The sequence below is a fragment of the Microbacterium sp. NPDC089696 genome (assembly GCF_044749125.1).
In the GTDB taxonomy this organism is placed as follows: domain Bacteria; phylum Actinomycetota; class Actinomycetes; order Actinomycetales; family Microbacteriaceae; genus Microbacterium.
In genome coordinates this window covers 1259787-1283226 of the sequence record NZ_JBIVHF010000001.1, presented here as the reverse complement: position 1 = coordinate 1283226, position 23440 = coordinate 1259787, and the positions used below count along the sequence as shown (strand labels likewise).

Below are 23440 nucleotides of genomic sequence, written 5' to 3'. Positions count from 1 at the left end.
GCGGTGAGTGCGCTAGAGGCCCTTGGGGCGCACGATGTCCTCGACGACACCGGCGGCCCAGTCGATGAGCACGGCGATCGAGGCGACGAGGACCGCTCCGACGACGAGCACGGGATAGCGCTGCAGTTTGAGGCCGTTGATGATCATGTCGCCGAGACCGCCGGCGTTGATGAACGTCGCGACGGTGGCCACGCCGACCGCGAAGACGAGCGCGGTGCGGAGCCCCGCGAGGATCACGGGCGAGGCGAGCGGCAGCTCGACCCGCCGCAGCACCTGCGACGGGGTCATGCCCATGCCTCGCGCGGATTCGCGGATGCTGGCGTCGACCTGCGCGAGGCCGGCGATCGTGTTCTGCAGCACGGGGAGGAAGGAGTAGATCACGAGGGCGAGCAGCGCGGTGGTGAAGCCGGTCTGCCACACGATCGCGAGCAGGATCACGACGCCGATCGCGGGTGTCGCCTGACCGATGTTCGCGATGCCGATCACGACGCCGCGGAACACCTTCGAGCGCGAGCGGCTCACCGCGATGCCGGCGGGGATCGCCAGCACCGCCACCAGCACCGAGGCGATGATCGACAGCACGAGGTGCTCGCCGATGCGGGCGGTGATGTAGTCGGCGTTCAGCGTGCGCTGCTCGATCGAGTCGAGCTCGAGGCTCGACACCCACACGTAGGTGAGCACCAGCACGACCGCCACGACGATGAGCGGCATGAGGCGACGCAGCAGCACGGGCATGCCGCGTCGGGGAGCGGTCTGCGTCCGCAGCATCGTGGTCGCCGACGGCACGACCTGAGGGCCGGTCACGGTCACGCCTCCTCGACGCGGCGCGCGGGGCCCTCGGTGCCCAGCGCCGCCGAGATGGCCGCCTGGTCGATCGAGCCGACCACGGCGCCGGCCCGCGTGACGTTGACGCGCGGGGCGCCGGTCAGCACGAGGGTGTCGAGTGCTTCGCGCAGCGAGGCGTGCTCGTCGACCGTGGCGCCGGGGGCTGCGGCATCGGCGGATCCGATGCGGGCCTCAGTCACGGGAATCAGCGCGAGCCGCTTGAGCGCGGCGCCCTCGCCGATGAACGAGCGCACGTAGTCGTTCGCGGGTTCTGCGAGGATGCGCGCCGGGGTGTCGAACTGCTCGATCTGGCTGCGGTCGCTCAGCACCGCGATGCGGTCGCCCATGCGGATGGCCTCTTCGAAGTCGTGCGTCACGAAGATGATGGTCTTGCCGATGTCGGCCTGCAGGCGCAGGAACTCGGCCTGCAGCTTCTCACGCGTGATCGGGTCGGTCGCGCCGAAGGGCTCGTCCATGAGCATGACGGGCGGGTCGGCGGCGAGCGCCCTGGCCACCCCGACACGCTGCTGCTGTCCCCCGGAGAGCTGTCGGGGATAGCGCTGTGCGAACGTGCCGGGGTCGAGCTGCACGGTGCGGAGCAGTTCGTCGACGCGCTCGGCGATGCGGGACTTCGACCACCCGAGCAGTTTGGGCACGACCGCGATGTTCTCGGCGATGGTGAAGTGCGGGAACAGGCCGATCTGCTGGATGACGTAGCCGATGTGGCGACGCAGCTCGTTGCCGTCGAGCGACAGGACGTCGTCGCCGTTGATGCGGATCGATCCCGATGTCGGCTCGATGATGCGGTTGATCATCTTCATCGTCGTGGTCTTGCCGCATCCGCTGGGGCCGACGAACATGATGAGCTCGCCGGGCTCGACGCGCATCGAGAAGTCCTCGACGGCGGGCGTCTGCTGGCCCGGGTACTGCTTCGTGATGTGGTCGAGGACGATGTCGACGCCGCCCTGCTGCGCTGCGAGGGAGGTGAGAACGCCGGTGTTCGTGGTGATGTCAGGCACGGAGACCCCTTGAGGTGGTGAGACGGGAGACGAGCACGAGGATGCCGTCGAGGACGAGTGCGAGGATGATCACGGCGACGGTGCCCGTGAGCGCGTAGTTGAGCGCGTTCTTCGAGCCGAGCGAGCTCAGGCCCTTGAAGATGTACTCGCCGAGGCCGGGGCCGGCGACGTAGGCGGCGATCGCCGCGATGCCGACCGTGAGCTGCGCGGCGACGCGGATGCCGGTCATGATGACCGGCCACGCGATCGGGAGCTGCACCGTGAAGAGGATGCGAGCGGGGCCGAGACCCATGCCCCGAGCCGACTCCAGCACCGAGACGGGCACCTCGCGGAGGCCGACGACCGTGTTCCGCACGACCGGCAGCAGCGAGTAGAAGACGAGGGCCACCACGGTGGGCAGCCAGCCGAGACCGAGGACGGGGCTGAGCAGCGCGAGAAGGGCCAGCGACGGGATCGTGATCGCCACGGCGGCGGCGGTGAGCACGGTGGTGCGGGCGATGCGGCGGTTGCGGACCAGGATGCCGAGGCCGATGCCGATGATCGCCGCGAGGACGACCGAGACGAGGACGACGACGAGGTGATCGCGGGTGAGCTCGAGGACGTCGTCCGCGCGACGTGTGAGGAAGGCCATGAGGTCTTCCCAGTTGAATCCGGTCAAGAGGGCTCCTGTCTCGTCGTTGAGGCCGGTACCGGGGATGAATCTCACGGTAGCCCGTGTGGCCATTTCGTCAAAGTGGGTTGTGTATATGGCAACGGATCGAGCTAGACTCCCTCGCGTGACCACCACGACGCGCGGCCCGCGCCGCAATTCCTCCGGCCTCGGCCGCGACATCGAGATCCTCGAACTGCTCGGCGGCGACGAGGCGCTGCGCTCCGGAGGACTCGGCGTCTCGCAGGTCGCGCAGCTCACCGGGCGCGACAAGGCGGTGGTGTCGCGGACGCTCGCGACGCTCGCCGAGACCGGACTCGTCGAGCGCGACGAGGAGTCGCTGCGCTACCTGCTCGGCCCGCGGCTCTACGCTCTCGCCGCGCACACGGCGACATCGACGCTCGTGCACGCCTCACGCGGCATCCTGCGCCGGCTCGTGCAGTCCACGCGCGAGACCAGCCACCTGTGCGTGCTGCGCGGAGGCAACGTGCTGACGCTGCTGAGCGAGCTGAGCCCGCACGACGTGCGCACGACCGGCTGGGCGGGGACGACCACCGCCGCGTGGCGCACTCCCTCGGGCCGTGCGCTGCTCAGCGACTGGGACGAGGAGTCGCTCGCGCGCTGGTATGACGATCACGGGCAGGACCAGCCGCTGGTCGGGCGCTTCGACCAGGCCGATCCCTCGGGGTTCCCCGTGCTCGACTCTCCCCCGCCTGGCAACTCCCCCGTGACGGATCTGACGAGCCTGCACATCGAGCTGGCCCGTATCCGCGAGCAGGGCTACGCGCTGTCGGACGAGGAGCTGGAGTTCGGCGTCGTGGCGGCCTCCGCCCCGATCGTCGACTTCACGGGCCGCATCGTCGCGGCGGTCAACGTGAGCGCCCCGAAGGCGCGGATCGGTCCGCGCCTCGACGCGCTGGGGTCGCTCGTCTCGCGCGCGGCGCGGGAGCTCTCAGCGCGCCTCGGGTCGGCCTGAGCGTCGTCGCGCTCCGGCGTCGGCTCTCACCCGTCGACGGCCGCGTCCCAGACCGCCCGCGTCGGTGCGCTCACGCTCGCGGCGCGGATCCGCTGCCAGTTGCGTCCGCCCCGTCCGAACGCCGCCTGCACGTCCGCCGGCACCACCGCGTCGGCGACGGGCTCCGCCAGCCACCGACAGGCCCGCACGTGCACGAGGTCAACGGCGTCCGCCGCCTCGTCGGCGTCGTAGGCCCAGGGGCCGACGATCCGTCCGAGATAGGTCAGGCCGTCGGCGTCCCTCGTCCAGACGAAGGAGCCGATCGGCGCCTTCGCGAACCTCTCGATGCGCCATGCGAGTCGGATGCCGGCCTGCGCGTCCGCCGTGGTGAGCGCCTCCTGCAGGGAATCCGGCGCGGGGTGCAGCCGGCCGCCGATCCCGCAGATGCCGAGCGTCAGCGCCCGCTCCGGGCCGGCCCCGTGCGGAACCGCGTCGTCTCGCGACCTCATCGGCGCGCGGTAGACGGGGGTCTCCTCGCTCACGCGACCGGCACCAGGGTCGCGTCGACACGGGATTCGTCGATCGTCACGGTCATCATGGTGCAGACGGGCTGACGGCGGCGGTCCGTGGGCGAGCCGGGGTTGAGCAGCCGCATCCCGGAGGGCGCGACGCTGTCCCAGGGGATGTGCGAGTGGCCGAAGACGAGGAGATCCACGCCGGGGAACGCCTCGTCCATACGCTGCTCCCGGCGGGTCGCCGCACCCGTCTCGTGGACGGCCGCGATCCGCACGTCCTCGACCGTGAACCTCGCGACCTCGGGCAGCCGTTCACGCAGCTCAGGGCCGTCGTTGTTGCCGTGCACACCGTGGAACACGCGAGAGCGCGACTCGATGAGATCGAGGGTCTCGAGGTCGACCCAATCCCCCGCGTGCACCACGACGTCGGCGTCGTCGATCGCGCGCAGCACGGCGTCCGGCAGACGACGAGCGCGCTTCGGCACATGGGTGTCGGCGAGCAGCAGCATCCGTGTCGTCATGTCACCTCCAACGGGCGGTTCTCCTCCGACTCTACGCACGCCGGCAGCGCCCCTCGGCGTCATCCGCGCTCAGCGAACTCCCAGGTAGGCGTAAGATCGCCCGAGTGCTCCGGTATACCGGCGCACGGGACTAAGGAGCAGCATGAGTGCGACCACAGCGCCCGCGAATCCGCGATCACGCGTCATCACCGCCAGCCTCGTCGGCACGACGATCGAGTTCTACGACTTCTACGCGTACGCGACCGCCGCCGTCCTCGTCTTCCCCGTGCTCTTCTTCCCCACGGGCAACGACACGACCTCGCTGCTCTCCTCCTTCGCGGTCTTCGGCGCCGCCATGGTCGCCCGCCCCATCGGCGCGGTGGTCTTCGGACACTTCGGCGACAAGTTCGGCCGCAAGGCGACGCTCGTCGCGTCGTTGCTGACCATGGGCATCGCGACGTTCGTGATCGGCCTGCTGCCGACGTTCCAGCAGATCGGGCGGTGGGCAGCCCTGCTGCTGCTCATCCTGCGTCTGTTCCAGGGCTTCGCGCTCGGCGGGGAGTGGTCGGGCGCAGCGCTCGTCGCGACCGAGAACGCCCCGAAGGGCAAGCGCGCCTGGTACGGCACCTTCCCGCAACTGGGCGCCCCGCTCGGCTTCATCATCGCGAACTTCCTGTTCCTCGCGATCAACTGGCTGCTGCCGCACTCCGAGAACCCCGCACTCAAGTCCGAGGCGTTCCTGTCGTGGGGTTGGCGCATCCCGTTCCTGTTCTCGGCCGTCATGGTCATCATCGGCCTGTGGGTGCGCCTCAAGCTCGTCGAGTCCGACACGTTCAAGAAGGCCGAGGAGAGCGGCGCGATCCGCAAGCTGCCGCTCGCGACCGTGTTCCGCCACCACTGGAAGCAGCTGATCCTCGGCACGTTCATCATGCTGGCGACGTACGTGCTGTTCTACCTGATGACGAACTTCACCCTCGCCTACGGCACGAAGCCCGCCTCGCTCGAGACGGCCTCCGCCGCCGCTCAGGCTGCCGCAGAGGCCGCCGGCAAGGACTTCGACGCCTCGGCGTTCGCGGCGCAGTTCTATCCCGGACTGGGCTTCGGGTACACGGACTTCGTGCTCATGCAGATCGTCGGTGTCGTGTTCTTCGGCATCTTCACGCTGCTGTCCGGCCCGATCGCGGACTCGATCGGTCGTCGCAAGCTGCTGCTCTGGGTCACGGGTCTCATCATCGTGTTCGGTCTCACGTTCAACGCTTTCCTGCTGCCGGCGATGGACCCGAAGTTCACGGGCGCGCTCGCGCAGGCGTTCCTCGTGTTCGGCTTCATGCTCATGGGGGCGACGTTCGGTCCGATGGGCGCGCTGCTGCCCGAACTCTTCCCCACGAACGTGCGCTACACGGGGTCGGCGATCTCGTACAACGTGTCGTCGATCCTCGGCGCCGCGGTCGCACCGCTGATCGCCGTGTGGCTGTGGGAGCTCGGCGACGGCGCACCGTGGCTCGTGGGTCTGTATCTCTCGGTCATGGGCGTGCTGACGTTCATCGCGCTCTTCCTGTCGAAGGAGACCAAGGACACCGACTACGAGTCCGACCTCGGGGTCGCTGCCGCCGTCGAGCTCTGAGAGGTCTCGTCCGCTCAGCGCTCGGCGAGGAAGCGTTCGATCGCGGCGACGGTGGTCGCGTTGCTCCGATGCAGGATGCCGCGGATGCCGCTGGCGGCTGCTCCGTCGACCGCGAGCTGGTGGTCGTCGATGAAGAACACGTCCTCCGGCTCGGCGCCGAGCGCCTCCAGCGTGCGGAGATAGGCCTGCGGCTCGGGCTTGGCGACGCCGAGCTCATGGCTGTAGCAGATGGGGTCGAAGATCGACGCGAAGCCGAAGCGTCGCTCCTCCTCCTCGCGCGCGCCGTCGGCGGAGTTCGAGAGGATCGCCGTCCGCGCCCTGCCGTGCAGCGAGCGCGAGTACTCGATCAGCTCGTGGTTCGCGGTGCCGCAGTACGCGTCCCAGAAGTCCGCACGGATGGCGGTCCGCTGCGCGTCGTCGAGATCGAGCGCCACGGCGAGCCCCGCCCAGAACGCTCCCTCGGTGCCGACCGTGAGGTCGATGCGGGGCAGGTCCGCGGCATCGATGCGCGCGTCCAGCTCGTCCCGCGCGAGTCCGCTGACCGCGCGCACGCGCTCCCACCACTGCTCCTGCCAGGTGTCGTCGTCGACGACCTCCAGCACGCCCCCGATGTCGAACAGGATCCACGTCGTCTTCTCCGGCATCCGCACACCCTACGTGAGCGAGCCGATGATGTGTCGGTCGCCGCGTGCGCTCGGGAAGGAGATGTGCGCTCCGCAAGGAGCCCGACTCCGGATCACTCCTTCGGAAGCGCCGTTTTCCTTCGCGAGAGTCGTCAATCCTTGTTGACATACGGCCGTGCGTCAACAAAGATTGACGGGACAGACGCAGGAGGTTGCCATGACCCTGAAGACCGCTCACGCTCTCGACGATCGCGGCGAGCCGATCGCCGAACTGCACCGGCTCGCCGCCCTGCGCAGCGAGATCGCCCGCGCCGAGGAGACGCAGGTGCGCCGCGCGCGCAACCTCGGCTACTCCTGGCAGGCGATCGCGGGGGCGCTCGGCGTGACCAAGCAGGCCGCGCACCGACGCTTCGGACGCCGCTGACGCCCACCCGGGCACATACAGCCCAGCCATAGAAACCGACCGGACACGAAGTACGGTCGAAGTACCCCTTTCAGAACGAGGTCCCGCATGTCCAGCACGGCGACGTCACGCCGACGCGGACGGGGCGCACCGCAGGACGGTCCGCGCGCCACCTTCCGCCAGCTCCTCCCCTTCCTGTTCGAGCACAAGCGCACGCTCATCGTCGTCGCGGTGCTCAGCGTGTTCGGCGCCGCGACCTCGCTCGTGCAGCCGCTGCTCGTGGGTCAGGTCATCGAGGCCGTGCAGTCCGAGACCGGTATCGGCGTCCTCGTCTGGCTCCTGATCGGCTTCGTGATCGTGTCATCGGTCATCTCCGGGTACCAGCACTACCTCCTGCAGCGCACCGGCACGGCGGTCGTGTACTCGAGCCGTCGCAAGCTCATCGCCCGCATCCTCCATCTGCCCGTCAGCGAGTTCGACGCTCGTCGCACGGGCGACCTCGTCTCGCGGGTGGGCACCGACACGACCCTGCTGTACGCCGTGCTCACGCAGGGGCTCGCGGATGCCGTCGGCAGCGCGATCCTGTTCCTCGGCGCGCTCATCGCGATGCTCGTGATCGACCCCGTGCTGCTCCTGCTGATCGTGATCGTGATCGGCGTCTCCGTCGTCGTCGTCACCGTGCTGAGCGGGCGCATCCGCACGGCCTCGACCGCCCAGCAGGAGAAGGTCGGCGAACTGGCGTCCGGCGTGGAGCGCGCGGTCGGCTCGATCCGCACCGTGCGGGCCTCGGGTGCGACCGAGCGCGAGACCGAGGCGGTGTCGACGCTCGCCTCTGACGCCTACGGCATCGGCGTGCGGATCGCGAAGATCTCGTCGCTCGTCGTGCCGATCGCCGGCGTGGCCCTGCAGCTCTCGCTGCTCGTGGTGCTGGGCGTCGGCGGATTCCGCGTCGCGGCGGGCGACCTCACGATCGCCTCGCTCATCACCTTCATCATGTTCCTGTTCATGCTCGTGATGCCCCTCGCGACGACGTTCGGCGCGATCACCTCGGTGAACCAGGCGCTGGGCGCGCTGGGACGCATCCAGGAGATCCTGAACCTGCCGACCGAGACGCAGGAGGATGCCGCGACAGCGGCGGCCCTCCCCCGCGACGACAGCGACCCCGATGCGCCGGCGATCGAGTTCCGCGACGTGCGCTTCCACTACCCCGAGAACGTCGTGGCCGCTCGCGCCGCCGCCGAGAAGGAGGCGCGCACGCTGCTCGCCGACGCACACCTCGACCCGAGCGAGGATGTGGCGGACAAGGCCGACGAGGCCGACCGCGAGGTTCTTCGCGGCGTCTCCTTCGCCGTGCCGCAGGGCTCGCGCGTGGCGCTCGTCGGCCCGAGCGGCGCCGGCAAGAGCACGATCCTCTCGCTGATCGAGCGCTTCTACGACCCCACGGGCGGGTCCATCCGCGTCCAGGGTCACGATGCGCGCACCTACCCCCGAGACGAGTTGCGAGCGCGCTTCGGCTACGTCGAGCAGGACGCTCCGACCCTCGCCGGCACGCTCGCCGACAACCTGCGCCTCGCCTCGCCCGACGCCACCGACGATGCGTGCCAGCAGGTGCTGCGCGCGGTGAACCTCGGCGACGTCCTGGAGCGCAGTCCCCTCGGACTGCAGGCCCCCGTGGGCGAGGACGGCGTCATGCTCTCCGGCGGAGAGCGCCAGCGTCTGGCCATCGCCCGCGCACTGCTGACGGATGCGCCGATCCTGCTGCTCGACGAATCGACGTCGTCGCTCGACGGCGTGAACGAGCAGCGGATGCGCGAGGCCATCGACGCCGTGTCGACCGACCGCACGCTCGTCGTGATCGCGCACCGGCTCTCGACCGTCGTCGACAGCGATCTCATCGTGGTGCTGCAGGACGGCGCGGTCGTGGGGCAGGGCACGCATGTCGAGCTCGTCGAGTCGACTCCGCTGTACCGCGACCTCGCGCGGCACCAGCTGCTGGCATAGGCGTACACACCAACGCGAAGGCGGGATGCCGGAGACCACTCAGCCATGGGTTCGTCTCTGACTTCCCGCCTTCGCGGGTCTGGGGGCTCCCCCGCCCTCGCGGGCGGGAGCTGTAGGACGCCGGCTCCCCCGAACCGGCGCCCGGTCTGTCACGCCTTGTCGAGGCGGTAGCGCAGCGACGACAGCTCGGCGCGGAGCGCGGCCGGCACCTTGTCGCCGAAGGTGTCGTAGAACTCCTCGGTGAGGTCGGCCTCGGTCTTCCACGCCTCGGGGTCGACCGAGAACAGCTCCTCGAGGTCTTCCTGCGGCACGTCGATGCCGTCGAGGTTGAGGTCGGACACGATCGGCAGGCGACCGATGGCGCTGTCCACGGTCGACACCTCACCCGTGATGCGGCGGATGATCCAATCGACGACCCGCGAGTTGTCGCCGAAGCCGGGCCACAGGAAACGGCCGTCGGCTCCGCGGCGGAACCAGTTCACCTGGAAGATCCGCGGCGCGCGGTCGAAGCGCAGCCCCCGCCCGACCTTCAGCCAGTGCCCGAAGTAGTCGGCCATGTTGTAGCCGCAGAACGGGAGCATCGCGAACGGGTCGCGGCGCAGCTCGCCGACCGTGCCCTCGGCGGCGGCCGTCCGCTCCGAGGAGATGTTCGAGCCGAGGAACACGCCGTGCGTCCAGTCGGTGGCCTCGACGACGAGCGGCACGTTGGTCGCCCGACGTCCGCCGAACAGGATCACGTCGAGCGGGACGGCATCCTCCCAGTCCTCCGAGATCTGCGGGCACTGCGCGGCCGAGACCGTGAAGCGCGAGTTCGGGTGCGCGGCGGGGCGGCCGGAGTCCGGCGTCCAGGCGTTGCCCTCCCAGTCGATCAGCTCGGCCGGGGCATCGTCGGTCAGACCCTCCCACCACACGTCGCCGTCGGGACGCAGGGCCACATTCGTGAAGATCGTGTTGCCCCACAGCGTCTCTACCGCGGTGACGTTGGTGGACTCGCCGGTGCCGGGCGCGACGCCGAAGAAGCCGGCCTCGGGGTTGATGGCCCACAGTCGTCCGTCCTCACCCGGGCGGATCCAGGCGATGTCGTCGCCGAGGGTCTCGACGCGCCATCCGGGGATGGTCGGACGCAGCATGGCGAGGTTCGTCTTGCCGCATGCCGAGGGGAACGCGGCGGCGACGTGGAAGGCCCGACCGTTCGGATCGATCACGCGGATGAGCAGCATGTGCTCGGCGAGCCACCCCTCGTCGCGGGCGATCACCGAGGCGATGCGCAGCGCGAAGCACTTCTTGGCGAGGATCGCGTTGCCGCCGTAGCCGGAGCCGAACGAGTACACCTCGAGCGTCTCGGGGAAGTGCACGATGTACTTGTCGTCGTTGCACGGCCATTCGACGTCGGCTTCGCCGTCGGCGAGCGGGGCGCCGACCGAGTGGACGGTCTTCACCCAGGGGGCGCCCTCCGCGATCTGACGCGTGACGGCGTCGCCGACGCGGGTCATGATGCCGATCGAGGCGACCGCGTAGGCGCTGTCGGTGACCTGCACGCCGATGTGCGAGAGCGGACCGCCGACGGGGCCCATCGAGAACGGGACGACGAACATCGTGCGCCCGCGCATCGATCCCTCGAAGATCTCGGTCATCTTCTCGCGCATCTGCGAAGGGTCGGCCCAGTTGTTGGTGGGGCCCGCGTCCTCCTCGCTCTCGGAGGCGATGAACGTGCGGCCCTCGGTGCGGGCGACGTCGCTGGGGTGCGAGCGGGCGAGGTACGAACCGGGACGCCATTCGGGGTTGAGCTTGATGAGCTTGCCCTCGTCGACGAGGCCGCGCAGCAGCCAGTCGTTCTCGGCGCGCGAGCCGTCGACCCAGTGGATGCGGTCCGGCTGCGTGAGCGCGGCGATCTCGTCGACCCATGCCGCCAGCTCCGTCATGTCCGGGGTGTCATACGTCGGAGCCGTTCCGAAGGTGCGCACGGGTGCGACGGATGCGGCACGAGGGGTGAAGACTTCGGCGATCGCCATGACATCTGCTCCTTGGAAGTAGGGGGCGTTGCACCTATCTTCTTCCGGATTCCTCGTCACTTTTCGTCGATTCGCGCGATAAGAAATGCGATTCTTTCGCTAAGATCAAGGAATGGCTTCCTCCGGCATCCATCTCACGACTCTCGGTCATCGCATCAGGCATCACCGTCTGGCGAACGGCCACACGCTCGACGAGCTCGGAGCTCTGGTCGGCGTCGCCGGCTCCCAGCTCAGCCTCATCGAGAACGGCAAGCGCGAGCCCAAGCTCTCGCTCCTGCAGGCCATCGCGCAGGCGACGGGGACCGAGGTGACCGACCTCATCTCGGGTGAACCGCCGAACCGCCGCGCCGCGCTGGAGATCGAACTGGAACGCGCGCAGGAGAGCCCGGTGTTCCGACAGCTCGGGGTGGCACCCGTGCGCGTCACGAAGGGCATGAGCGACGAGACGATCGAGTCGGTGCTCGGTCTGCACCGCGAACTGCAGCGCCGCGAGCGCGAGGCGATCGCCACCCCCGAGGAGGCGCGACGCGCCAACACCGAGCTCCGGCTGCGGATGCGCGCGCAGAACAATTACCTCGGTGACATCGAGAAGCTCGCGGAGAAGCAGCTCAAGGCCGCCGGTCACGTGCAGGGCGCGCTGACCCACCGCACCGTGAGCATCATGGCGGAGAAGCTCGGCTTCGAGCTCATCTACGCCAACGACCTGCCCCATTCGACGCGCTCGGTGACCGACCTCGAGAACGGGCGCATCTACCTGCCGCCGGCGTCGATCCCCGGCGGGCACGGCCTGCGGTCGATGGCGCTGCAGGCCATGGCCCACCGCCTGCTCGGCCACACGCCGCCCACCGACTACGCGGACTTCCTGCAGCAGCGGCTCGAGATCAACTACTTCGCCGCGTGCTGTCTGATGCCGGAGACCGCGGCGGTGGCGTTCCTGCACCAGGCCAAGAAGGACCGCAACCTCGCGGTGGAGGACTTCCGCGACGGCTTCGGCGTGACGCACGAGGCCGCGGGCATGCGGATGACCAACCTCATGACGCAGCACCTCGGCATGTCGCTGCACTTCCTCCGCGTCGACGAGACCGGCGCCATCACGCGCGTGTACGAGAACGACGACCTGCCGCTGCCGATGGACGTCACCGGAGCGGTCGAGGGCCAGCGCGTGTGCCGCAAGTTCCAGGCGCGGAGCGCCTTCACGCAGCAGAACCGCACCACGGAGCACCATCAGTACACGGACACGCCCTCCGGCACGTTCTGGTGCTCGACGCAGACCGGCTCGTCGACCGAGGGCGAGTTCTCGGTCACGGTCGGCGTGCCCTTCGACGACGCGCGCTGGTGGCGCGGACGCGAGACCTCCGACCGCGCGGTGTCGACATGCCCCGACGAGGCGTGCTGCCGCCGACCGTCCGCCGAGCTCACCGAGCGCTGGAAGGGCAGGGCGTGGCCGAGCGCGCGCGTGCACACGCACATGTTCTCGCCGCTCCCCCGCGGCGCCTTCCCCGGGGTCGACGACAACGAGGTGTACGCCTTCCTCGGGCGGCACGCGAGCGAGTAGCGGCGCTCCCTCAGCGTCCGAGGAACCGCGTGAAGCGCGCGAGCGCCTCCTGCACGGCATCCGCGTCCACGTCGACGTCGGGCTCGAACAGCTCGGCCGGGGTGCCGAGCGCAGCGGCGCTGTGCGTCCAGCATCCGACCACGCGTCCCTCGGCGACGATCGTCGCGCGCACCATGCCGTTCTTGCCGGGGCCGACCGCGGCGAGATGCTCGGGTGCGCAGACGCCCGTGCGGTCGGCGTAGGAGATGTAGTACTCGTCGAACGCGCCGAGCGCATGCACGGACGGTGCCGCTGCCGCGCGCCGGGGTCGGCGGACGGCGGTGAAGACGCCCTCCTCGATCTCGACGACCCGCCCGGAGGCGCGCTCCCTCGCCTCGCGGGAGAGTCCGAGAGTGAGACCCGACCACCACGCGAAGTCCGCGACCGTCGCGGGTCCGTGCCCGTCGACGTAGCGGACGAAGAGCTCGGCGAGCGGATCCGCCGGATGCTCGTGCTCGCGGATGTGCTCCTCGACCAGCACGAAGCGCTGCTCGCGGCTCACCCCCTCACGCGCGACGACCGGCCCCTGGCATACGAGTCCGCGCAGCGTCAGCTCGCTGAGCAGGTGGATGCCGCGCTGCCCCGTCGGGTCGATCCCCGCGCCTTGGAAGGCGAGGAACATCTCGGCGCGGGTCAGTCCGCCGTCGCGCAGCCGCGGCACGACGGAGTCCCTGGCCGCCCCCACCATGTGCTCGTCGATGCCCAGGTCGCGGCGGCGTCCGGCTGCCTGCTGACGCTGCCGCTCACCCGTGACGGACAGCACCCAGCCGAGATCCCGAGCGGGGATCGTGTGCAGCGTCCCGCGCATCGTCCAGGCGCGCACGAGGTCGCCGCGGTCGAACGCCCGGTCCACGGCGGAGAGCGTCGGCTCTCCGCCGGTGCGGGAGGCGAGCACCCACCGCCCGGCCGTGAAGTCCTGACTCTGCACGGCGAGCATGTGTGCCGCGGCATCCAACAGCGTGCGCGCCGGCGCAGAGAGGCGATGGGCGCGCAGGCGCTCCGACAGCAGTGTCGCGGACGTCATGCCCCCATCATGCCGCGCGTGGCCGACACCCACCGAGGTTCAGCCGTGCAGAGTCACCTCGCGGCGCTCGGGGAGGACCACGGGGTGGGAGCCCGCCATGACCTCGAGGACGCGGATCACCTGGCACGAGTAGCCGTATTCGTTGTCGTACCAGACGTACAGCACGACGTCGCGGTCGTTCGCGATGGTCGCGAGGCCGTCGACGATGCCGGCGCGGTGCGAGCCGACGAAGTCCGTGGAGACGACCTCCGGGCTCTCGACGTAGTCGATCTGCTGGCGCAGCCGCGAGTGCAGCGACACACGCCGCAGGTAGTCGTTCAGCTCGTCCTTCACGGCGGCGCGGTCGAGCGTGAGATGTAGCACCGCCAGCGACACGTCGGGCGTGGGCACGCGGATCGCCGATCCGGTGAGCTTGCCCTCGAGCTCGGGCAGGGCACGGGCGACCGCCTTCGCCGCGCCGGTCTCGGTGATGACCATGTTGAGCACCGCCGAGCGTCCGCGGCGATCGCCGCTGTGGAAGTTGTCGATGAGGTTCTGGTCGTTCGTGAAGGAGTGCACGGTCTCGACGTGTCCGCGCACGATCCCGTAAGCCTCGTCGACGGCCTTGAGCACCGGCGTGATGGCGTTGGTGGTGCAGGACGCCGCCGTCACGATGCGGTCGTCGGGGGTGATCGTGCGGTCGTTGATGCCGTGCACGATGTTCTTCAGCGCGCCCTTGCCCGGCGCGGTGAGCAGCACGCGCGCGACGCCGGTCGACTCGAGGTGGCGGCTGAGCCCCACCTCGTCGCGCCAGCGGCCGGTGTTGTCGACGACGATCGCATCCTGGATCCCGTACGCCGTGTAGTCGATGGATGCCGGATCGTCGGAGTAGATGACCTGGATGCGCGTGCCGTTCGCGACGATCTGCTCGGCCTCCTCGTCGACCGTGACGGAGCCGGCGAAACGCCCGTGCACGGAGTCGCGCAGCAGCAGCGAGGCGCGCTTGACCAGATCGTTCGCGGAGCCTCGGCGCACGACGATGGCGCGCAGACGCAGACCGCTGCCCCCGCCCGTGTGCGCGATGAGGATGCGTGCGAGAAGTCGCCCGATGCGCCCGAACCCGTACAGCACCACGTCGGTCGGTGCGGCCGCGACGGCACCCACGGCCGGGGCGAGCTCGGCGGTGAGGTAGTCGTCGAGCGTCAGGCCGGAGGCCGCGTGCCCCTCGACCAGGCGCGCGACGTCGAGCGAGGACGCCCCGGGGGCGAGCCCGTGCACGGCCTCGATCACCGCGAGGGTGTCGTCGAGGGCGAGCTCCGCGTGGCCGAGCTGGGCGACCCGGTCGTGCATCTCGACGATGCCGGTCGCCGACAGCCCCACGAGGCGGTGTCCGTGCAGCGAGGTGACGACGTCGCGGTCGCGCTTGAGCGCCCCGATCAGCGGGATCATCCGCTCGGCGAGCTCCTCGCGTGCCGTCCAGTCGTCGTGCGGTGCGGTGGTGACGTTCATCTGCGTCCTTGCATGTATGAGCGCGCCGAGGTCGCCGGCGCGCGGGATTGCCGGGTGAGCTTCGGGGGATGATCCCAGGGTACGGGCACGGCGGGATGCGTGGAAATCGGGGTCGTTCACCTGCCGGACAGGGAATCCTGTCAGCATCCGACGGGTTCTTCCCGAAGCCCCTCCGCTGCGCCTCCCTTCTCGAAAGGCCCCCGATGACCGATCCCCGCCCTTCGGCCTGGCCGCCCCTGCTGCTCGCGATCGCGCTGGAGGTCGGCGCGACGCTGTCGCTGCGCGCCGCCGAGGGCTTCGCGCACCCGCTCTGGCTGATCGTCGTGGTGATCGGCTACACGTCGTCGCTGCTCCTGCTGTCGGTCGTGCTCGATCGCGGCATGCCGGTGGGCGTGGCCTACGGCATCTGGTCGGCGATCGGAGTGGTGCTCACCGCGGTGCTCGGCACCGTGCTGTTCGGCGAGCTCCTGGGCACGGTGCAGATCGTCGGCATCGGCGTGATCGTCGTCGGAGTCCTGCTGGTCGAACTCGGGTCCCACGCGCGAGCGGACCGTGACGTCGTGACGCCGACGGTGGCCGCCTCGTGACGTGGGTGCTGCTGGTGCTCGCGATCGCGAGCGAGGTCACGGCGACACTGAGCCTGCGCGCGTCGGAGGGCCTGCGCCGACGACGGTGTATCCCCGTGATCGTGGTCGGCTACGTGCTGGCGTTCAGCCTGCTCGGCGCGGTGCTCGCGATGGGGATGCCGGTCGGCGTGGCCTACGGCGTCTGGGCGGCGGCGGGCGTCGCGATCACGGCCGTGCTGGGCCGCGTGATCTTCAAGGACCACTTCTCGGTGGTCATGGCGATCGGCGTCGCGCTCATCGCGGTGGGCGTGGTGCTGATCGAACTCGGCGGAGCGCACTGAGGCGCTGCTCTCCGCCGTCACATCGCGAGGCACAGCACCGCGACACCCGCCGCCATGGCCCAGGACTCGACCGTGAGGAATCGGGCGGCGCGGCGATCGCGCGGTGGAGGCAGCACCCGGTCGGCGACGACGGTCCACAGCACGACGCCGATGACGCCGACCACCCCCACGATCGAGAGCACGCCGGAGAGCCCGGAGCCGTGGTGGCCCGTCGGCGCGACGGCCTGTCCGGTCGCGAGCCCCTCCCACAGGCAGACGGCCAGCACGAGGGACACGGCCGCACGATGCACGCAGGACGCGGCCGACGAGGTGCCGCGCACGCCGACCGTGCCGATCATGGCCGAGAGCAGCAGGACGACGCCGAGGACGACGCGCACGAGAGCCTGATCGCCGAACCCGGCGATCAGGACGAGGACGACCAGTCGTACGACGGCCATCTGCCGTGCCTGCCACGGGGACGCGGGTCCCGCCGCGACGGAGGCCGCACCCGCGACGACGCCGGCGAGCGCCAGCATCCAGGGCGCGGCGGGCAGGAGGGGATCCACATCGGCATCCTATGGTCGCTCCCCGACCCGAGGGTCACTCCGGAGCCGGGCGCTCCCCCTGGGCCGCGATCGCGAGCCGCAGGATGCCGTCGGCCTCGTGCAGCGCGTTCGCGGCCGACGCCGCTCCGGCGCCCGTGAGGAGCATGAGGATCGCGAGCTTGACCGATCCCTCCGCGGCGGCGAGCGCCGCAGCGGCCTCGTCGACCGAGGCGCCCGTGAGCTCCGTCACGGTGCGCACCGAGCGGGCGTGCAGCTTCTCGTTGGTCGCGAGCAGGTCGACCATGACGCCGTGGTAGGTCTTGCCGAGCTTGATCATCGACAGCGTCGTGAGCATGTTCACGACGAGCTTCTGGGCCGTGCCGGACTTGAGACGCGTCGAGCCGGAGATGAACTCGGGCCCCGTGACGACCTCGATCGCGATGTCGGCGACCTCGCCGATCTCGGAGCCCGCGTTCGAGGCGATCGCGACCGTGAGCGCGCCCGTTCCGCGAGCGAACGCGAGTCCGCCGACGACGTACGGGGTGCGGCCCGAGGCCGAGATGCCGACGACCGTGTCCTCGGCGGAGAGGCCGAGCCCGCGCAACGACGCCTCCGCCGCATGGTCGTCGTCCTCCGCGTTCTCGACCGCGGAGCGGATGGCCGTCTCGCCGCCCGCGATGAGGCCGATCACCATCGACGGGTCCGTGCCGAAGGTCGGCGGGCACTCGCTCGCGTCGAGGACCCCGACCCGCCCCGCGGTGCCGGCGCCGATGTAGATCAGGCGTCCTCCGCGGCGGAAGCGCGCGGTGATGCCGTCGACGGCGGCGGCGATCTCGACGGAACGCTCGGCCACGGCCTCCGCCACGCGACGGTCCTCCGCGTTCATGCGTCGCACGAGCTCGGCGGTGGGCAGCAGGTCGAGGTCGCCCCGCTCGGTCGTCGAGGCCTCGGTCCCCAGGGACGAGAGCACCTCGAGCAGGTCATGGAGACGGTTGTCGTCATTCGGCACGGTGGACGAACCTTTCGTGGGGGAGATCGGCGCGGTCGGCGAGGAGGAGGGCGCCGTCGAGGGCGTCTCCCGCCGCGGTGACCGGAGTGCGTCCGGCGGCGCGCAGCCCGTCTTCGAGCCGCGCACGGAACCAGGCGTGATCGGTGAGTCCGCCGTGCAGGGCGATGTCGGGCGAGCGGGTCGAGGCGGCGGTCGCGGTGGCGACGAGCAGCCGCACCGCGTCCTGCGAGATCTCGACGGCCCGCGGATCGCCCTCGGCCGCCGCGTCGAGCACGAACGGGGCGAGGGAGGCGAGCCGACGCGCGAGGGGTCCGTCCTGGGCGAGCCAGCGCTGCACGTCGTCGATCGTCCCCACCGGCGCTCCGAGGCTCTCGGTGAGCACGGTGCGCGGTCCGAGCCCGGCGGAGGCGCGCAGCACGGAGCGCAGCGCCTCGCGGCCGAGCCACGAGCCGCTGCCGAAGTCGCCGACCTCGGGGCCCCAGCCGTCGACGAGCCGGATGCCGTCGCCGTCGACGCCGAGCGCCGCGGCTCCCGTGCCGGCGATGAGGAGCACGCCCGCTCCCCCGTCGAGCGCGCCCGCGTGGGCCGAGACGACGTCGGAGGTCACGGCGACCGGGGCGTCGAGCGCGCCTCGGAGCTGCGCGGCGAGAGCGGATGCGGCATCCGGGGCCGCCCACGCGCCGGCGGCGCCGATCGCGACGGCCGTGTAGGGGCCCGCGACCTCAGCGGTGAAGGGGAGGATCGCGGCGAGCGCGGCGTCGACTCCCCCGGTGGCGGCGAGCCCGGGAGCGCCGACGCCGTGGAAGGCCGGGCGCCGCACGGGGTCCGCTGCGACGACCCGGCATCGCGACTTGCCGAGATCGACGGCGATGACACGGCGATCGGACCTCATGTAAATAGTCTACCCATTCTCGGCATTGCGTGAAAGAATTGTTCAGATCATTCAGGCAGGAGACGCATGAGCATCCAGACCACGATCGCGGCCGCCGCGGAGACGCTGCCGCCGTCGCTCGCCCGGATCGCGCGCGTGATCGCCGACCGGCCGCGCGTCGTGATCGACAGCACGATCACGGAACTCGCCACGACCTGCGGCACCTCGGTCGCCTCCGTGATCCGCTTCTGCCGGTCGGTCGGCGTGAACGGCTATGCGGCTCTGCGCATGGCGCTCGCGGCCGAGCTCGGACGCGAGTCCGCGCAGTTCGGCGAGTCATCGGGCTTCGGATCGGAGATCTCCCCCGCGGACTCGCTGCGCGAAGCCGCGTCCAAGGTCGCCGCCCTCGAGCTGCTCGCGATCGAGGAGACGATCGCCGGGCTCGACGACGCGGTTCTCGACGCCGCCGTCTCGGCGATCGACGCCTCCCCGCGCATCCTCCTCTTCGGCATCGGCGCGAGCGCGCTCGTCGCGGCCGACTTCGCGCAGAAGCTGCTCCGCATCGGCCGGACGGCCGTCGTCCTCGGCGACGCCCACGTGGCGAGCGCCGTCGCGGCGCTCGGCGGCCCGGGCACCGTCGCTGTCGGGATCTCGCACTCCGGCACGACGATCGAGACGCAGCGGTTCCTCGAGGCGGCTCGAGAGGCCGACGTCACGACGATCGCGATCACGGGCGCGGTCGACTCCCCCGTCGCCGACGCAGCGGTGCACGTCCTCACGACCCGCGCCCGCGAGCCCCGACTGCGTGCCGGCGCCATGGTGAGCCGGATCGCCCAGCTCGCTCTCGTCGACTGCCTGTTCGTGGGCGTCGCGCAGCGCCGTCACAGTGATGCGGTCGACGCGCTGCAGCGCACGGCGGAGGCGACCCAGGCGCTCCGCGCGGAGTGACCGGCGACTACTCGGCCGCGTGGCGTCGGTCGGCGCCCACCGATCCCGCGGTGCGCAGGAACACGATGATCCAGCTGAAGATCAGCACCGCCGCGATGAGCTCGACCGCCGTGAGGTTGTAGTAGCCCACCGCGAAGAACGCCGCGAGCAGCACGATCACGAGAACGTAGGCCCAACCGAACGCGACGAAGACTCGGGGGATGCTGCGCAGGAACCACGGCAGCCCGACGACGACCACGGCGAAGACCACCGCCATGCCCGTCGCCACGGTGTTGTGCACCAGGAAGAACTCGTCGACGGGGAACAGGCCGACGCACGCGAGGAAGATGCCCAGCAGGATGAGGCCGCCGCGCACGAGGGAGCGCCCTCGCCGGTCGACCGGGTCGTCCACCGGCAGCCCCGCGGTCGCGTACCGGGCGATCGTCGTCACCATGACGCCCGCGATGACGAGGGTCGCGTTGAAGGCGAGCGAGGCGCTGTTCGAGCTCATCCCCAGCGCCGAGAGGTTGTCGCGCCACCAGTGCACGTCGCTGGAGGCGAGCATGCTCGCGAAGGCGCCGACCACGAGGAACACGGCCAGCACGAGCGACAGCACCATGGGCGTGAGCGCCACCGCGCTGAGGAAGCACACATAGGCCGTGAGCGCGAACGCGACGGCGATCAGCACCGCACCGGGGAAGGCGTACACCGGAGCATCCGTGAAGCTGCGCTCCAGCAGCTCCGCGATCCCGATCCAGCCCAGGTAGGCGATCGCGGCGTGCGCGAAGGCGATCGCGGCGACGTCGTACCAGCGCAGACGATCGCCCGGCACGGTGAATCCGTCGCGGAGGCCGTCGGGGCTCGGCTCGTCCGGCCGCACGACGAGGCGCCCGACGGCGAAGGCGAGCGCCGCCGTGATCGCGCCGCCGATCGCCGCGAAGGCACCGATCGACCCGGTGCCGCTGATCGGGAGCTCGCGGCCCCAGAACACGGGAAGGCCGATCGCGAAGCCCACCACGAGGACCACGGAGCCGACGATCAGCGCGGTGGCCTCGAACACGGCGTGGGCCGTCTCGGGGCCGCGGAGCTGTCGCAGCACCGCCAGGATCCGGTCGCCGAGCGCTCGCATGGCTTCCCCCTCTCGTGGACATCCTAGGAGCTGCGTCCCTCGACTCCCGGTCGGGGTCCCGACGGTAGCCTGGTCGGGTGACCGAGACCATCTCCGCCCGCGCCGTCCTGCTCGACATGGACGGCACCCTCGTCGACTCGACCGCGGTCGTGGAGCGCCTGTGGCTCTCCTGGGCCGAGCCGCACGGCCTCGACCCCGCCACGGTGCTGGGAGTGATCCACGGTCGCCAGGGTCACCAGAGCATGGCGATCATGCTCCCCGAGCGCGACCACTCGATCAATCTCGTCGAGAACGAGCGGATGCTCGCGACCGAGGCGAGCGATGTCGACGGCGTCGTCGAGATCCGTGGCGCCGGCGCCTTCCTCGAGGCTCTCGACGGCCTCCCGCACGCGATCGTGACCTCGGCGAACGTGCCGCTCATGAACGCGCGCATGGCCGAGGCGGGTCTCGTGGTCCCGGAGCTCGCGGTCACGGCGGAGAGCGTCTCGGCGTCCAAGCCCGACCCGGAGGGTTTCCTGCTCGGCGCGACGCTCCTCGGAGTCGACCCCGCCGACTGCGTCGTGTTCGAGGACTCCGGCGCCGGCATCCAGGCGGCGCACGCCGCCGGGATGCGCGTGATCGGGATCGGCCCGCACGCGCGGACACACGCGCCCGAGTACGCCGTCGACGATCTCACGCAGGTGTCCGTCGTGCGCACGGCGGACGGCATCGAGCTGCGGATCGGCTGACCTCTCGAGGGCGAGCCGCCTTCATTCCGATACTCCGAAATTCCCTCTGATCTGGCCGATATCTGGTCCTGATCTCCCCCTCGAATGTCCGAGGCCCCTGGTGGAGTGGGGTCATGACAGCACTGACGAACGCGAGCGCCGAGCACATCGGCTCTCTCCGCGCGGTCACCGAGACGCTCGTCGAGGTGGAGCGGACGATCGGATCGCTGCTGGCCGCACGTGACGGTCTGCTCGCGGTCGGCTCTCGGCTCGCGATCGACATCGCCCGCAGTGGCGACGACCGCGACGGAGGCGACATGGCGACCCGTGCGGTCGCCGCAGAGTTCGGAGCCGCGCTGCGCATCAGTGATCGCACGGTCGAGCGCCGCATGGCCGACGCCGACCTCGTCGTGACCCTGTTCCCACGCCTCTGGCGCGCCCAGGGCGACGGCACACTGAGCGCCGCGCACGTGCGCGCGATCGTCGATGCGGGTCTGCATCTGCGTGAAGACGCCGATCGCGACGCGTTCGCCCGTGAGATGGTCGAGACCGCGCGCACCGAGTCGCCGAACCGTGTGGCGCGACTCGCGCGCCGGGCCGCCGAGCGCTATCAACGCCGCACGATCGAGGAGCGGCACCGTGAGGCCCGAGCGGAGCGCACGGTGTGGGTCAAGGATCGCGCCGATGGCATGGCGGAGCTCGGTCTGCTCGGGCCCGCCGTCCTCGTGCACGGCGCATTCGCGCGACTGACGGACATGGCGAAGACCGTGAGCGACGCCACGGCCGTTCATGACACGGCGTCTCCGCATGACAGCACCTCCCCCGACTCCTCCGACTCCAGCACCTCCACCGACTCCGGTACCGCCCCCGACTCCGCTGACCCCAGCGACACCGCTCGTGATTCCCGCGATGCCGCCCGCACGCTCACCCAGACACGGTGTGACCTCGCGCTCGACCTGCTCCTCTCCGGCGCTCCGGTCGGGCATGACTCCCCCGCCCGGATGCTCTCGGAGATCCGCGGCACGGTGTCGGTCACCGTGCCGGCGCTCACGCTCCTGGGCGAGAGCACCGCACCCGCCGAGATCGACGGACGCGCGCCGATCGACGCCGCGACGGCGAAGCGCCTCGCGGGCACGGCTCCGGGCTGGGACCGCGTGCTCACGCATCCCGTGACGGGCGCGCTCCTCGCGGTCGACCGCTATCGACCGTCGGCCGAGATGAAGCGGCACCTCCTCGCGCGCGATCAGCACTGCCGGTTCCCGACCTGCGGCCGCCCCGCACGCGAGGGCGACCTCGACCACACCCACGACCACGCGCTCGGCGGCGAGACCACGGTCGACAATCTCGCGGCGCTGTGCCGTCGACATCATTCCCTCAAGCACCACACACCGTGGCACGTCGAGAATCTCGGCGATGGAGTGCTGGTGTGGACCAGCCCCACCGGCGGCACGTATGTCGACGCGCCCCCGCGGCCGACCACGGTCACGACGCGAGATCCCGTACCGCCGCCGTTCTGACGGTCACCTCGCACGGTGGACGGGACCGAGAACCCTCCAGGCTCTCGTCAGACGAGAGTCAGATCCTCCTTCAGACGAGAGTCAGATCCTCGAAGATCAGCGTCGTGCGCGTGGAGCGGATCGACGGGATCGCCTGGATGTCCTCCAGCACGATCCGACGCAGGTCGCGGGCGTCGCTCGCGCGCACGAGCAGAATCACGTCGAAGTCGCCGCCCACTAGTGCCATGTGCTCGATCTCCGGGATCGCCCGCAGCCGCGCGCTCACGTCCTGCCACGTCGCCTGCTCGATCGCCAACGTGACGTAGGCGCTCGCGTGGTGGCCGAGGAGCACGGGATCCGTGCGCACGGTGTAGCCGGTGATCACCCCGGCCTCGGTCATTCGCTTGATGCGCGCATGCGCGCCGGCCCGGGAGATGTGCACGGCCGCGGCGATCGCCGTCATCGACGAGCGCGCATCCTTCCGCAGCTCCTCGAGGATCGCGCGATCGACATCGTCCAACGAGACCATGGCACCCCTTCGTCCTGTCCACGAATTCTGACACTTCGTCGTCGACTTCGGCAACCACAGCACAGTCGTCCAGGAATCGCGTCGATCGCTTGGACGAGTGAGCGTCCCC

General features: G+C 70.5%; 24 protein-coding genes. 10 read left to right on the top strand and 14 right to left on the bottom strand.

What is annotated here, in order from left to right; all coding sequences use genetic code 11:
• Positions 1-12: 12 nt before the first annotated feature.
• The 3 genes from ACIPY8_RS06290 to ACIPY8_RS06280 are packed head-to-tail and all read right to left on the bottom strand — an operon-like array spanning position 13 to position 2502.
• The gene (locus tag ACIPY8_RS06290; protein WP_400816173.1) at positions 13-810 is read right to left on the bottom strand and encodes an ABC transporter permease; all 798 of its coding nucleotides are present in this window, start codon (positions 808-810) and stop codon (positions 13-15) included.
• Positions 807-1844: an ABC transporter ATP-binding protein gene (locus tag ACIPY8_RS06285; protein ID WP_400816171.1), complete on the bottom strand. Its 1038-nt coding sequence runs from the start codon at positions 1842-1844 to the stop codon at positions 807-809. Before ACIPY8_RS06285 ends, ACIPY8_RS06290 begins: the two co-directional genes overlap by 4 nt.
• Positions 1837-2502, bottom strand: coding sequence for an ABC transporter permease (locus tag ACIPY8_RS06280; protein ID WP_400816169.1), 666 nt, complete (start codon positions 2500-2502; stop codon positions 1837-1839). Before ACIPY8_RS06280 ends, ACIPY8_RS06285 begins: the two co-directional genes overlap by 8 nt.
• A 118-nt stretch (positions 2503-2620) precedes the next feature.
• On the opposite strand from ACIPY8_RS06280, the gene ACIPY8_RS06275 reads away from it, so the two are divergent.
• Complete coding sequence (locus ACIPY8_RS06275) at positions 2621-3469, top strand: IclR family transcriptional regulator (RefSeq protein WP_400816167.1); 849 nt, start codon at positions 2621-2623, stop codon at positions 3467-3469.
• 26 nt (positions 3470-3495) lie between these two features.
• Here the strand turns inward: ACIPY8_RS06275 and ACIPY8_RS06270 are convergent, their stop codons facing one another.
• Positions 3496-3990, bottom strand: a complete 495-nt coding sequence (locus ACIPY8_RS06270) for a GAF domain-containing protein (RefSeq protein ID WP_400816165.1) — start codon at positions 3988-3990, stop codon at positions 3496-3498.
• A complete protein-coding gene (locus ACIPY8_RS06265; RefSeq protein WP_400816163.1) occupies positions 3987-4484 on the bottom strand; it encodes a metallophosphoesterase family protein in 498 nt (165 codons plus the stop codon). Before ACIPY8_RS06265 ends, ACIPY8_RS06270 begins: the two co-directional genes overlap by 4 nt.
• Positions 4485-4626: 142 nt before the next feature.
• On the opposite strand from ACIPY8_RS06265, the gene ACIPY8_RS06260 reads away from it, so the two are divergent.
• Positions 4627-6087, top strand: coding sequence for an MFS transporter (locus ACIPY8_RS06260; RefSeq protein ID WP_400816161.1), 1461 nt, complete (start codon positions 4627-4629; stop codon positions 6085-6087).
• A gap of 14 nt (positions 6088-6101) precedes the next feature.
• Here ACIPY8_RS06260 and ACIPY8_RS06255 read toward each other — a convergent pair whose 3' ends face one another.
• On the bottom strand, positions 6102-6731 hold the full coding sequence (locus tag ACIPY8_RS06255; protein ID WP_400816159.1) for an HAD family hydrolase: 630 nt from the start codon (positions 6729-6731) through the stop codon (positions 6102-6104).
• A 196-nt stretch (positions 6732-6927) separates the two neighbouring features.
• Between ACIPY8_RS06255 and ACIPY8_RS06250 the strand changes: the two genes are divergently transcribed.
• Together ACIPY8_RS06250 and ACIPY8_RS06245 are read left to right on the top strand one after the other, a co-directional pair.
• Complete coding sequence (locus tag ACIPY8_RS06250) at positions 6928-7134, top strand: AsnC family protein (protein ID WP_400816158.1); 207 nt, start codon at positions 6928-6930, stop codon at positions 7132-7134.
• A gap of 87 nt (positions 7135-7221) precedes the next feature.
• Positions 7222-9114 (top strand): ABC transporter ATP-binding protein, encoded by a 1893-nt coding sequence (locus ACIPY8_RS06245; protein WP_400816156.1) that lies wholly within the window; start codon positions 7222-7224, stop codon positions 9112-9114.
• Positions 9115-9263: 149 nt separating this feature from the next.
• Here the strand turns inward: ACIPY8_RS06245 and ACIPY8_RS06240 are convergent, their stop codons facing one another.
• A complete protein-coding gene (locus ACIPY8_RS06240) occupies positions 9264-11126 on the bottom strand; it encodes a phosphoenolpyruvate carboxykinase (GTP) (protein ID WP_400816154.1) in 1863 nt (620 codons plus the stop codon).
• A gap of 112 nt (positions 11127-11238) precedes the next feature.
• Here ACIPY8_RS06240 and ACIPY8_RS06235 point away from each other — a divergent pair, with 112 nt between their 5' ends.
• On the top strand, positions 11239-12681 hold the full coding sequence (locus ACIPY8_RS06235) for a helix-turn-helix domain-containing protein (protein ID WP_400816152.1): 1443 nt from the start codon (positions 11239-11241) through the stop codon (positions 12679-12681).
• A gap of 10 nt (positions 12682-12691) precedes the next feature.
• Here ACIPY8_RS06235 and ACIPY8_RS06230 read toward each other — a convergent pair whose 3' ends face one another.
• Positions 12692-13744 carry a winged helix DNA-binding domain-containing protein gene (locus tag ACIPY8_RS06230; protein WP_400816150.1) on the bottom strand — a complete coding sequence of 351 codons (1053 nt, stop codon included), beginning with the start codon at positions 13742-13744 and terminating at the stop codon, positions 12692-12694.
• Between the two features lie 39 nt (positions 13745-13783).
• Complete coding sequence (locus ACIPY8_RS06225; protein ID WP_400816148.1) at positions 13784-15232, bottom strand: glyceraldehyde-3-phosphate dehydrogenase; 1449 nt, start codon at positions 15230-15232, stop codon at positions 13784-13786.
• A 203-nt stretch (positions 15233-15435) separates the two neighbouring features.
• Between ACIPY8_RS06225 and ACIPY8_RS06220 the strand changes: the two genes are divergently transcribed.
• Both ACIPY8_RS06220 and ACIPY8_RS06215 read left to right on the top strand, forming a co-directional pair.
• Complete coding sequence (locus tag ACIPY8_RS06220) at positions 15436-15819, top strand: DMT family transporter (protein ID WP_400816146.1); 384 nt, start codon at positions 15436-15438, stop codon at positions 15817-15819.
• Positions 15816-16139 carry a DMT family transporter gene (locus ACIPY8_RS06215; RefSeq protein ID WP_400816144.1) on the top strand — a complete coding sequence of 108 codons (324 nt, stop codon included), beginning with the start codon at positions 15816-15818 and terminating at the stop codon, positions 16137-16139. The genes ACIPY8_RS06220 and ACIPY8_RS06215 overlap by 4 nt, the downstream gene beginning before the upstream one ends.
• Positions 16140-16156: 17 nt before the next feature.
• On the opposite strand, the gene ACIPY8_RS06210 is transcribed toward ACIPY8_RS06215, so the two are convergent.
• Genes ACIPY8_RS06210 through ACIPY8_RS06200 form a run of 3 tightly spaced genes read right to left on the bottom strand, consistent with a single transcriptional unit; the run spans position 16157 to position 18564 of the window.
• A complete protein-coding gene (locus ACIPY8_RS06210; RefSeq protein ID WP_400816142.1) occupies positions 16157-16684 on the bottom strand; it encodes a hypothetical protein in 528 nt (175 codons plus the stop codon).
• Between the two features lie 34 nt (positions 16685-16718).
• The gene (murQ, locus tag ACIPY8_RS06205) at positions 16719-17672 is read right to left on the bottom strand and encodes an N-acetylmuramic acid 6-phosphate etherase (RefSeq protein ID WP_400816140.1); all 954 of its coding nucleotides are present in this window, start codon (positions 17670-17672) and stop codon (positions 16719-16721) included.
• Positions 17662-18564 carry an N-acetylglucosamine kinase gene (locus ACIPY8_RS06200; protein WP_400816138.1) on the bottom strand — a complete coding sequence of 301 codons (903 nt, stop codon included), beginning with the start codon at positions 18562-18564 and terminating at the stop codon, positions 17662-17664. Before ACIPY8_RS06200 ends, murQ begins: the two co-directional genes overlap by 11 nt.
• A gap of 66 nt (positions 18565-18630) precedes the next feature.
• Here ACIPY8_RS06200 and ACIPY8_RS06195 point away from each other — a divergent pair, with 66 nt between their 5' ends.
• Positions 18631-19491, top strand: a complete 861-nt coding sequence (locus tag ACIPY8_RS06195; RefSeq protein WP_400816136.1) for a MurR/RpiR family transcriptional regulator — start codon at positions 18631-18633, stop codon at positions 19489-19491.
• 7 nt (positions 19492-19498) lie between these two features.
• Here ACIPY8_RS06195 and ACIPY8_RS06190 read toward each other — a convergent pair whose 3' ends face one another.
• Complete coding sequence (locus tag ACIPY8_RS06190) at positions 19499-20599, bottom strand: DUF998 domain-containing protein (protein ID WP_400816134.1); 1101 nt, start codon at positions 20597-20599, stop codon at positions 19499-19501.
• Between the two features lie 77 nt (positions 20600-20676).
• On the opposite strand from ACIPY8_RS06190, the gene ACIPY8_RS06185 reads away from it, so the two are divergent.
• Positions 20677-21327 (top strand): HAD-IA family hydrolase, encoded by a 651-nt coding sequence (locus ACIPY8_RS06185; RefSeq protein ID WP_400816133.1) that lies wholly within the window; start codon positions 20677-20679, stop codon positions 21325-21327.
• A 113-nt stretch (positions 21328-21440) separates the two neighbouring features.
• Positions 21441-22823, top strand: coding sequence for a DUF222 domain-containing protein (locus ACIPY8_RS06180; RefSeq protein WP_400816132.1), 1383 nt, complete (start codon positions 21441-21443; stop codon positions 22821-22823).
• A 70-nt stretch (positions 22824-22893) separates the two neighbouring features.
• On the opposite strand, the gene ACIPY8_RS06175 is transcribed toward ACIPY8_RS06180, so the two are convergent.
• Positions 22894-23331 (bottom strand): Lrp/AsnC family transcriptional regulator, encoded by a 438-nt coding sequence (locus ACIPY8_RS06175; protein ID WP_400816130.1) that lies wholly within the window; start codon positions 23329-23331, stop codon positions 22894-22896.
• Between the last annotated feature and the right edge of the window lie 109 nt (positions 23332-23440).

What these genes read in the sequence shown, in the direction of transcription:
- ACIPY8_RS06190 (WP_400816134.1), bottom strand. Translation starts at nt 20,599, where the DNA reads ATGCGAGCGCTCGGCGACCGGATCCTGGCGGTGCTGCGACAGCTCCGC.
- ACIPY8_RS06220 (WP_400816146.1), top strand. Translation starts at nt 15,436, where the DNA reads ATGACCGATCCCCGCCCTTCGGCCTGGCCGCCCCTGCTGCTCGCGATC.
- ACIPY8_RS06240 (WP_400816154.1), bottom strand. Translation starts at nt 11,126, where the DNA reads ATGGCGATCGCCGAAGTCTTCACCCCTCGTGCCGCATCCGTCGCACCC.
- ACIPY8_RS06225 (WP_400816148.1), bottom strand. Translation starts at nt 15,232, where the DNA reads ATGAACGTCACCACCGCACCGCACGACGACTGGACGGCACGCGAGGAG.
- ACIPY8_RS06260 (WP_400816161.1), top strand. Translation starts at nt 4,627, where the DNA reads ATGAGTGCGACCACAGCGCCCGCGAATCCGCGATCACGCGTCATCACC.
- ACIPY8_RS06195 (WP_400816136.1), top strand. Translation starts at nt 18,631, where the DNA reads ATGAGCATCCAGACCACGATCGCGGCCGCCGCGGAGACGCTGCCGCCG.
- ACIPY8_RS06230 (WP_400816150.1), bottom strand. Translation starts at nt 13,744, where the DNA reads ATGACGTCCGCGACACTGCTGTCGGAGCGCCTGCGCGCCCATCGCCTC.
- ACIPY8_RS06265 (WP_400816163.1), bottom strand. Translation starts at nt 4,484, where the DNA reads ATGACGACACGGATGCTGCTGCTCGCCGACACCCATGTGCCGAAGCGC.
- ACIPY8_RS06200 (WP_400816138.1), bottom strand. Translation starts at nt 18,564, where the DNA reads ATGAGGTCCGATCGCCGTGTCATCGCCGTCGATCTCGGCAAGTCGCGA.
- ACIPY8_RS06245 (WP_400816156.1), top strand. Translation starts at nt 7,222, where the DNA reads ATGTCCAGCACGGCGACGTCACGCCGACGCGGACGGGGCGCACCGCAG.
- ACIPY8_RS06175 (WP_400816130.1), bottom strand. Translation starts at nt 23,331, where the DNA reads ATGGTCTCGTTGGACGATGTCGATCGCGCGATCCTCGAGGAGCTGCGG.
- ACIPY8_RS06255 (WP_400816159.1), bottom strand. Translation starts at nt 6,731, where the DNA reads ATGCCGGAGAAGACGACGTGGATCCTGTTCGACATCGGGGGCGTGCTG.
- ACIPY8_RS06180 (WP_400816132.1), top strand. Translation starts at nt 21,441, where the DNA reads ATGACAGCACTGACGAACGCGAGCGCCGAGCACATCGGCTCTCTCCGC.
- ACIPY8_RS06250 (WP_400816158.1), top strand. Translation starts at nt 6,928, where the DNA reads ATGACCCTGAAGACCGCTCACGCTCTCGACGATCGCGGCGAGCCGATC.
- ACIPY8_RS06235 (WP_400816152.1), top strand. Translation starts at nt 11,239, where the DNA reads ATGGCTTCCTCCGGCATCCATCTCACGACTCTCGGTCATCGCATCAGG.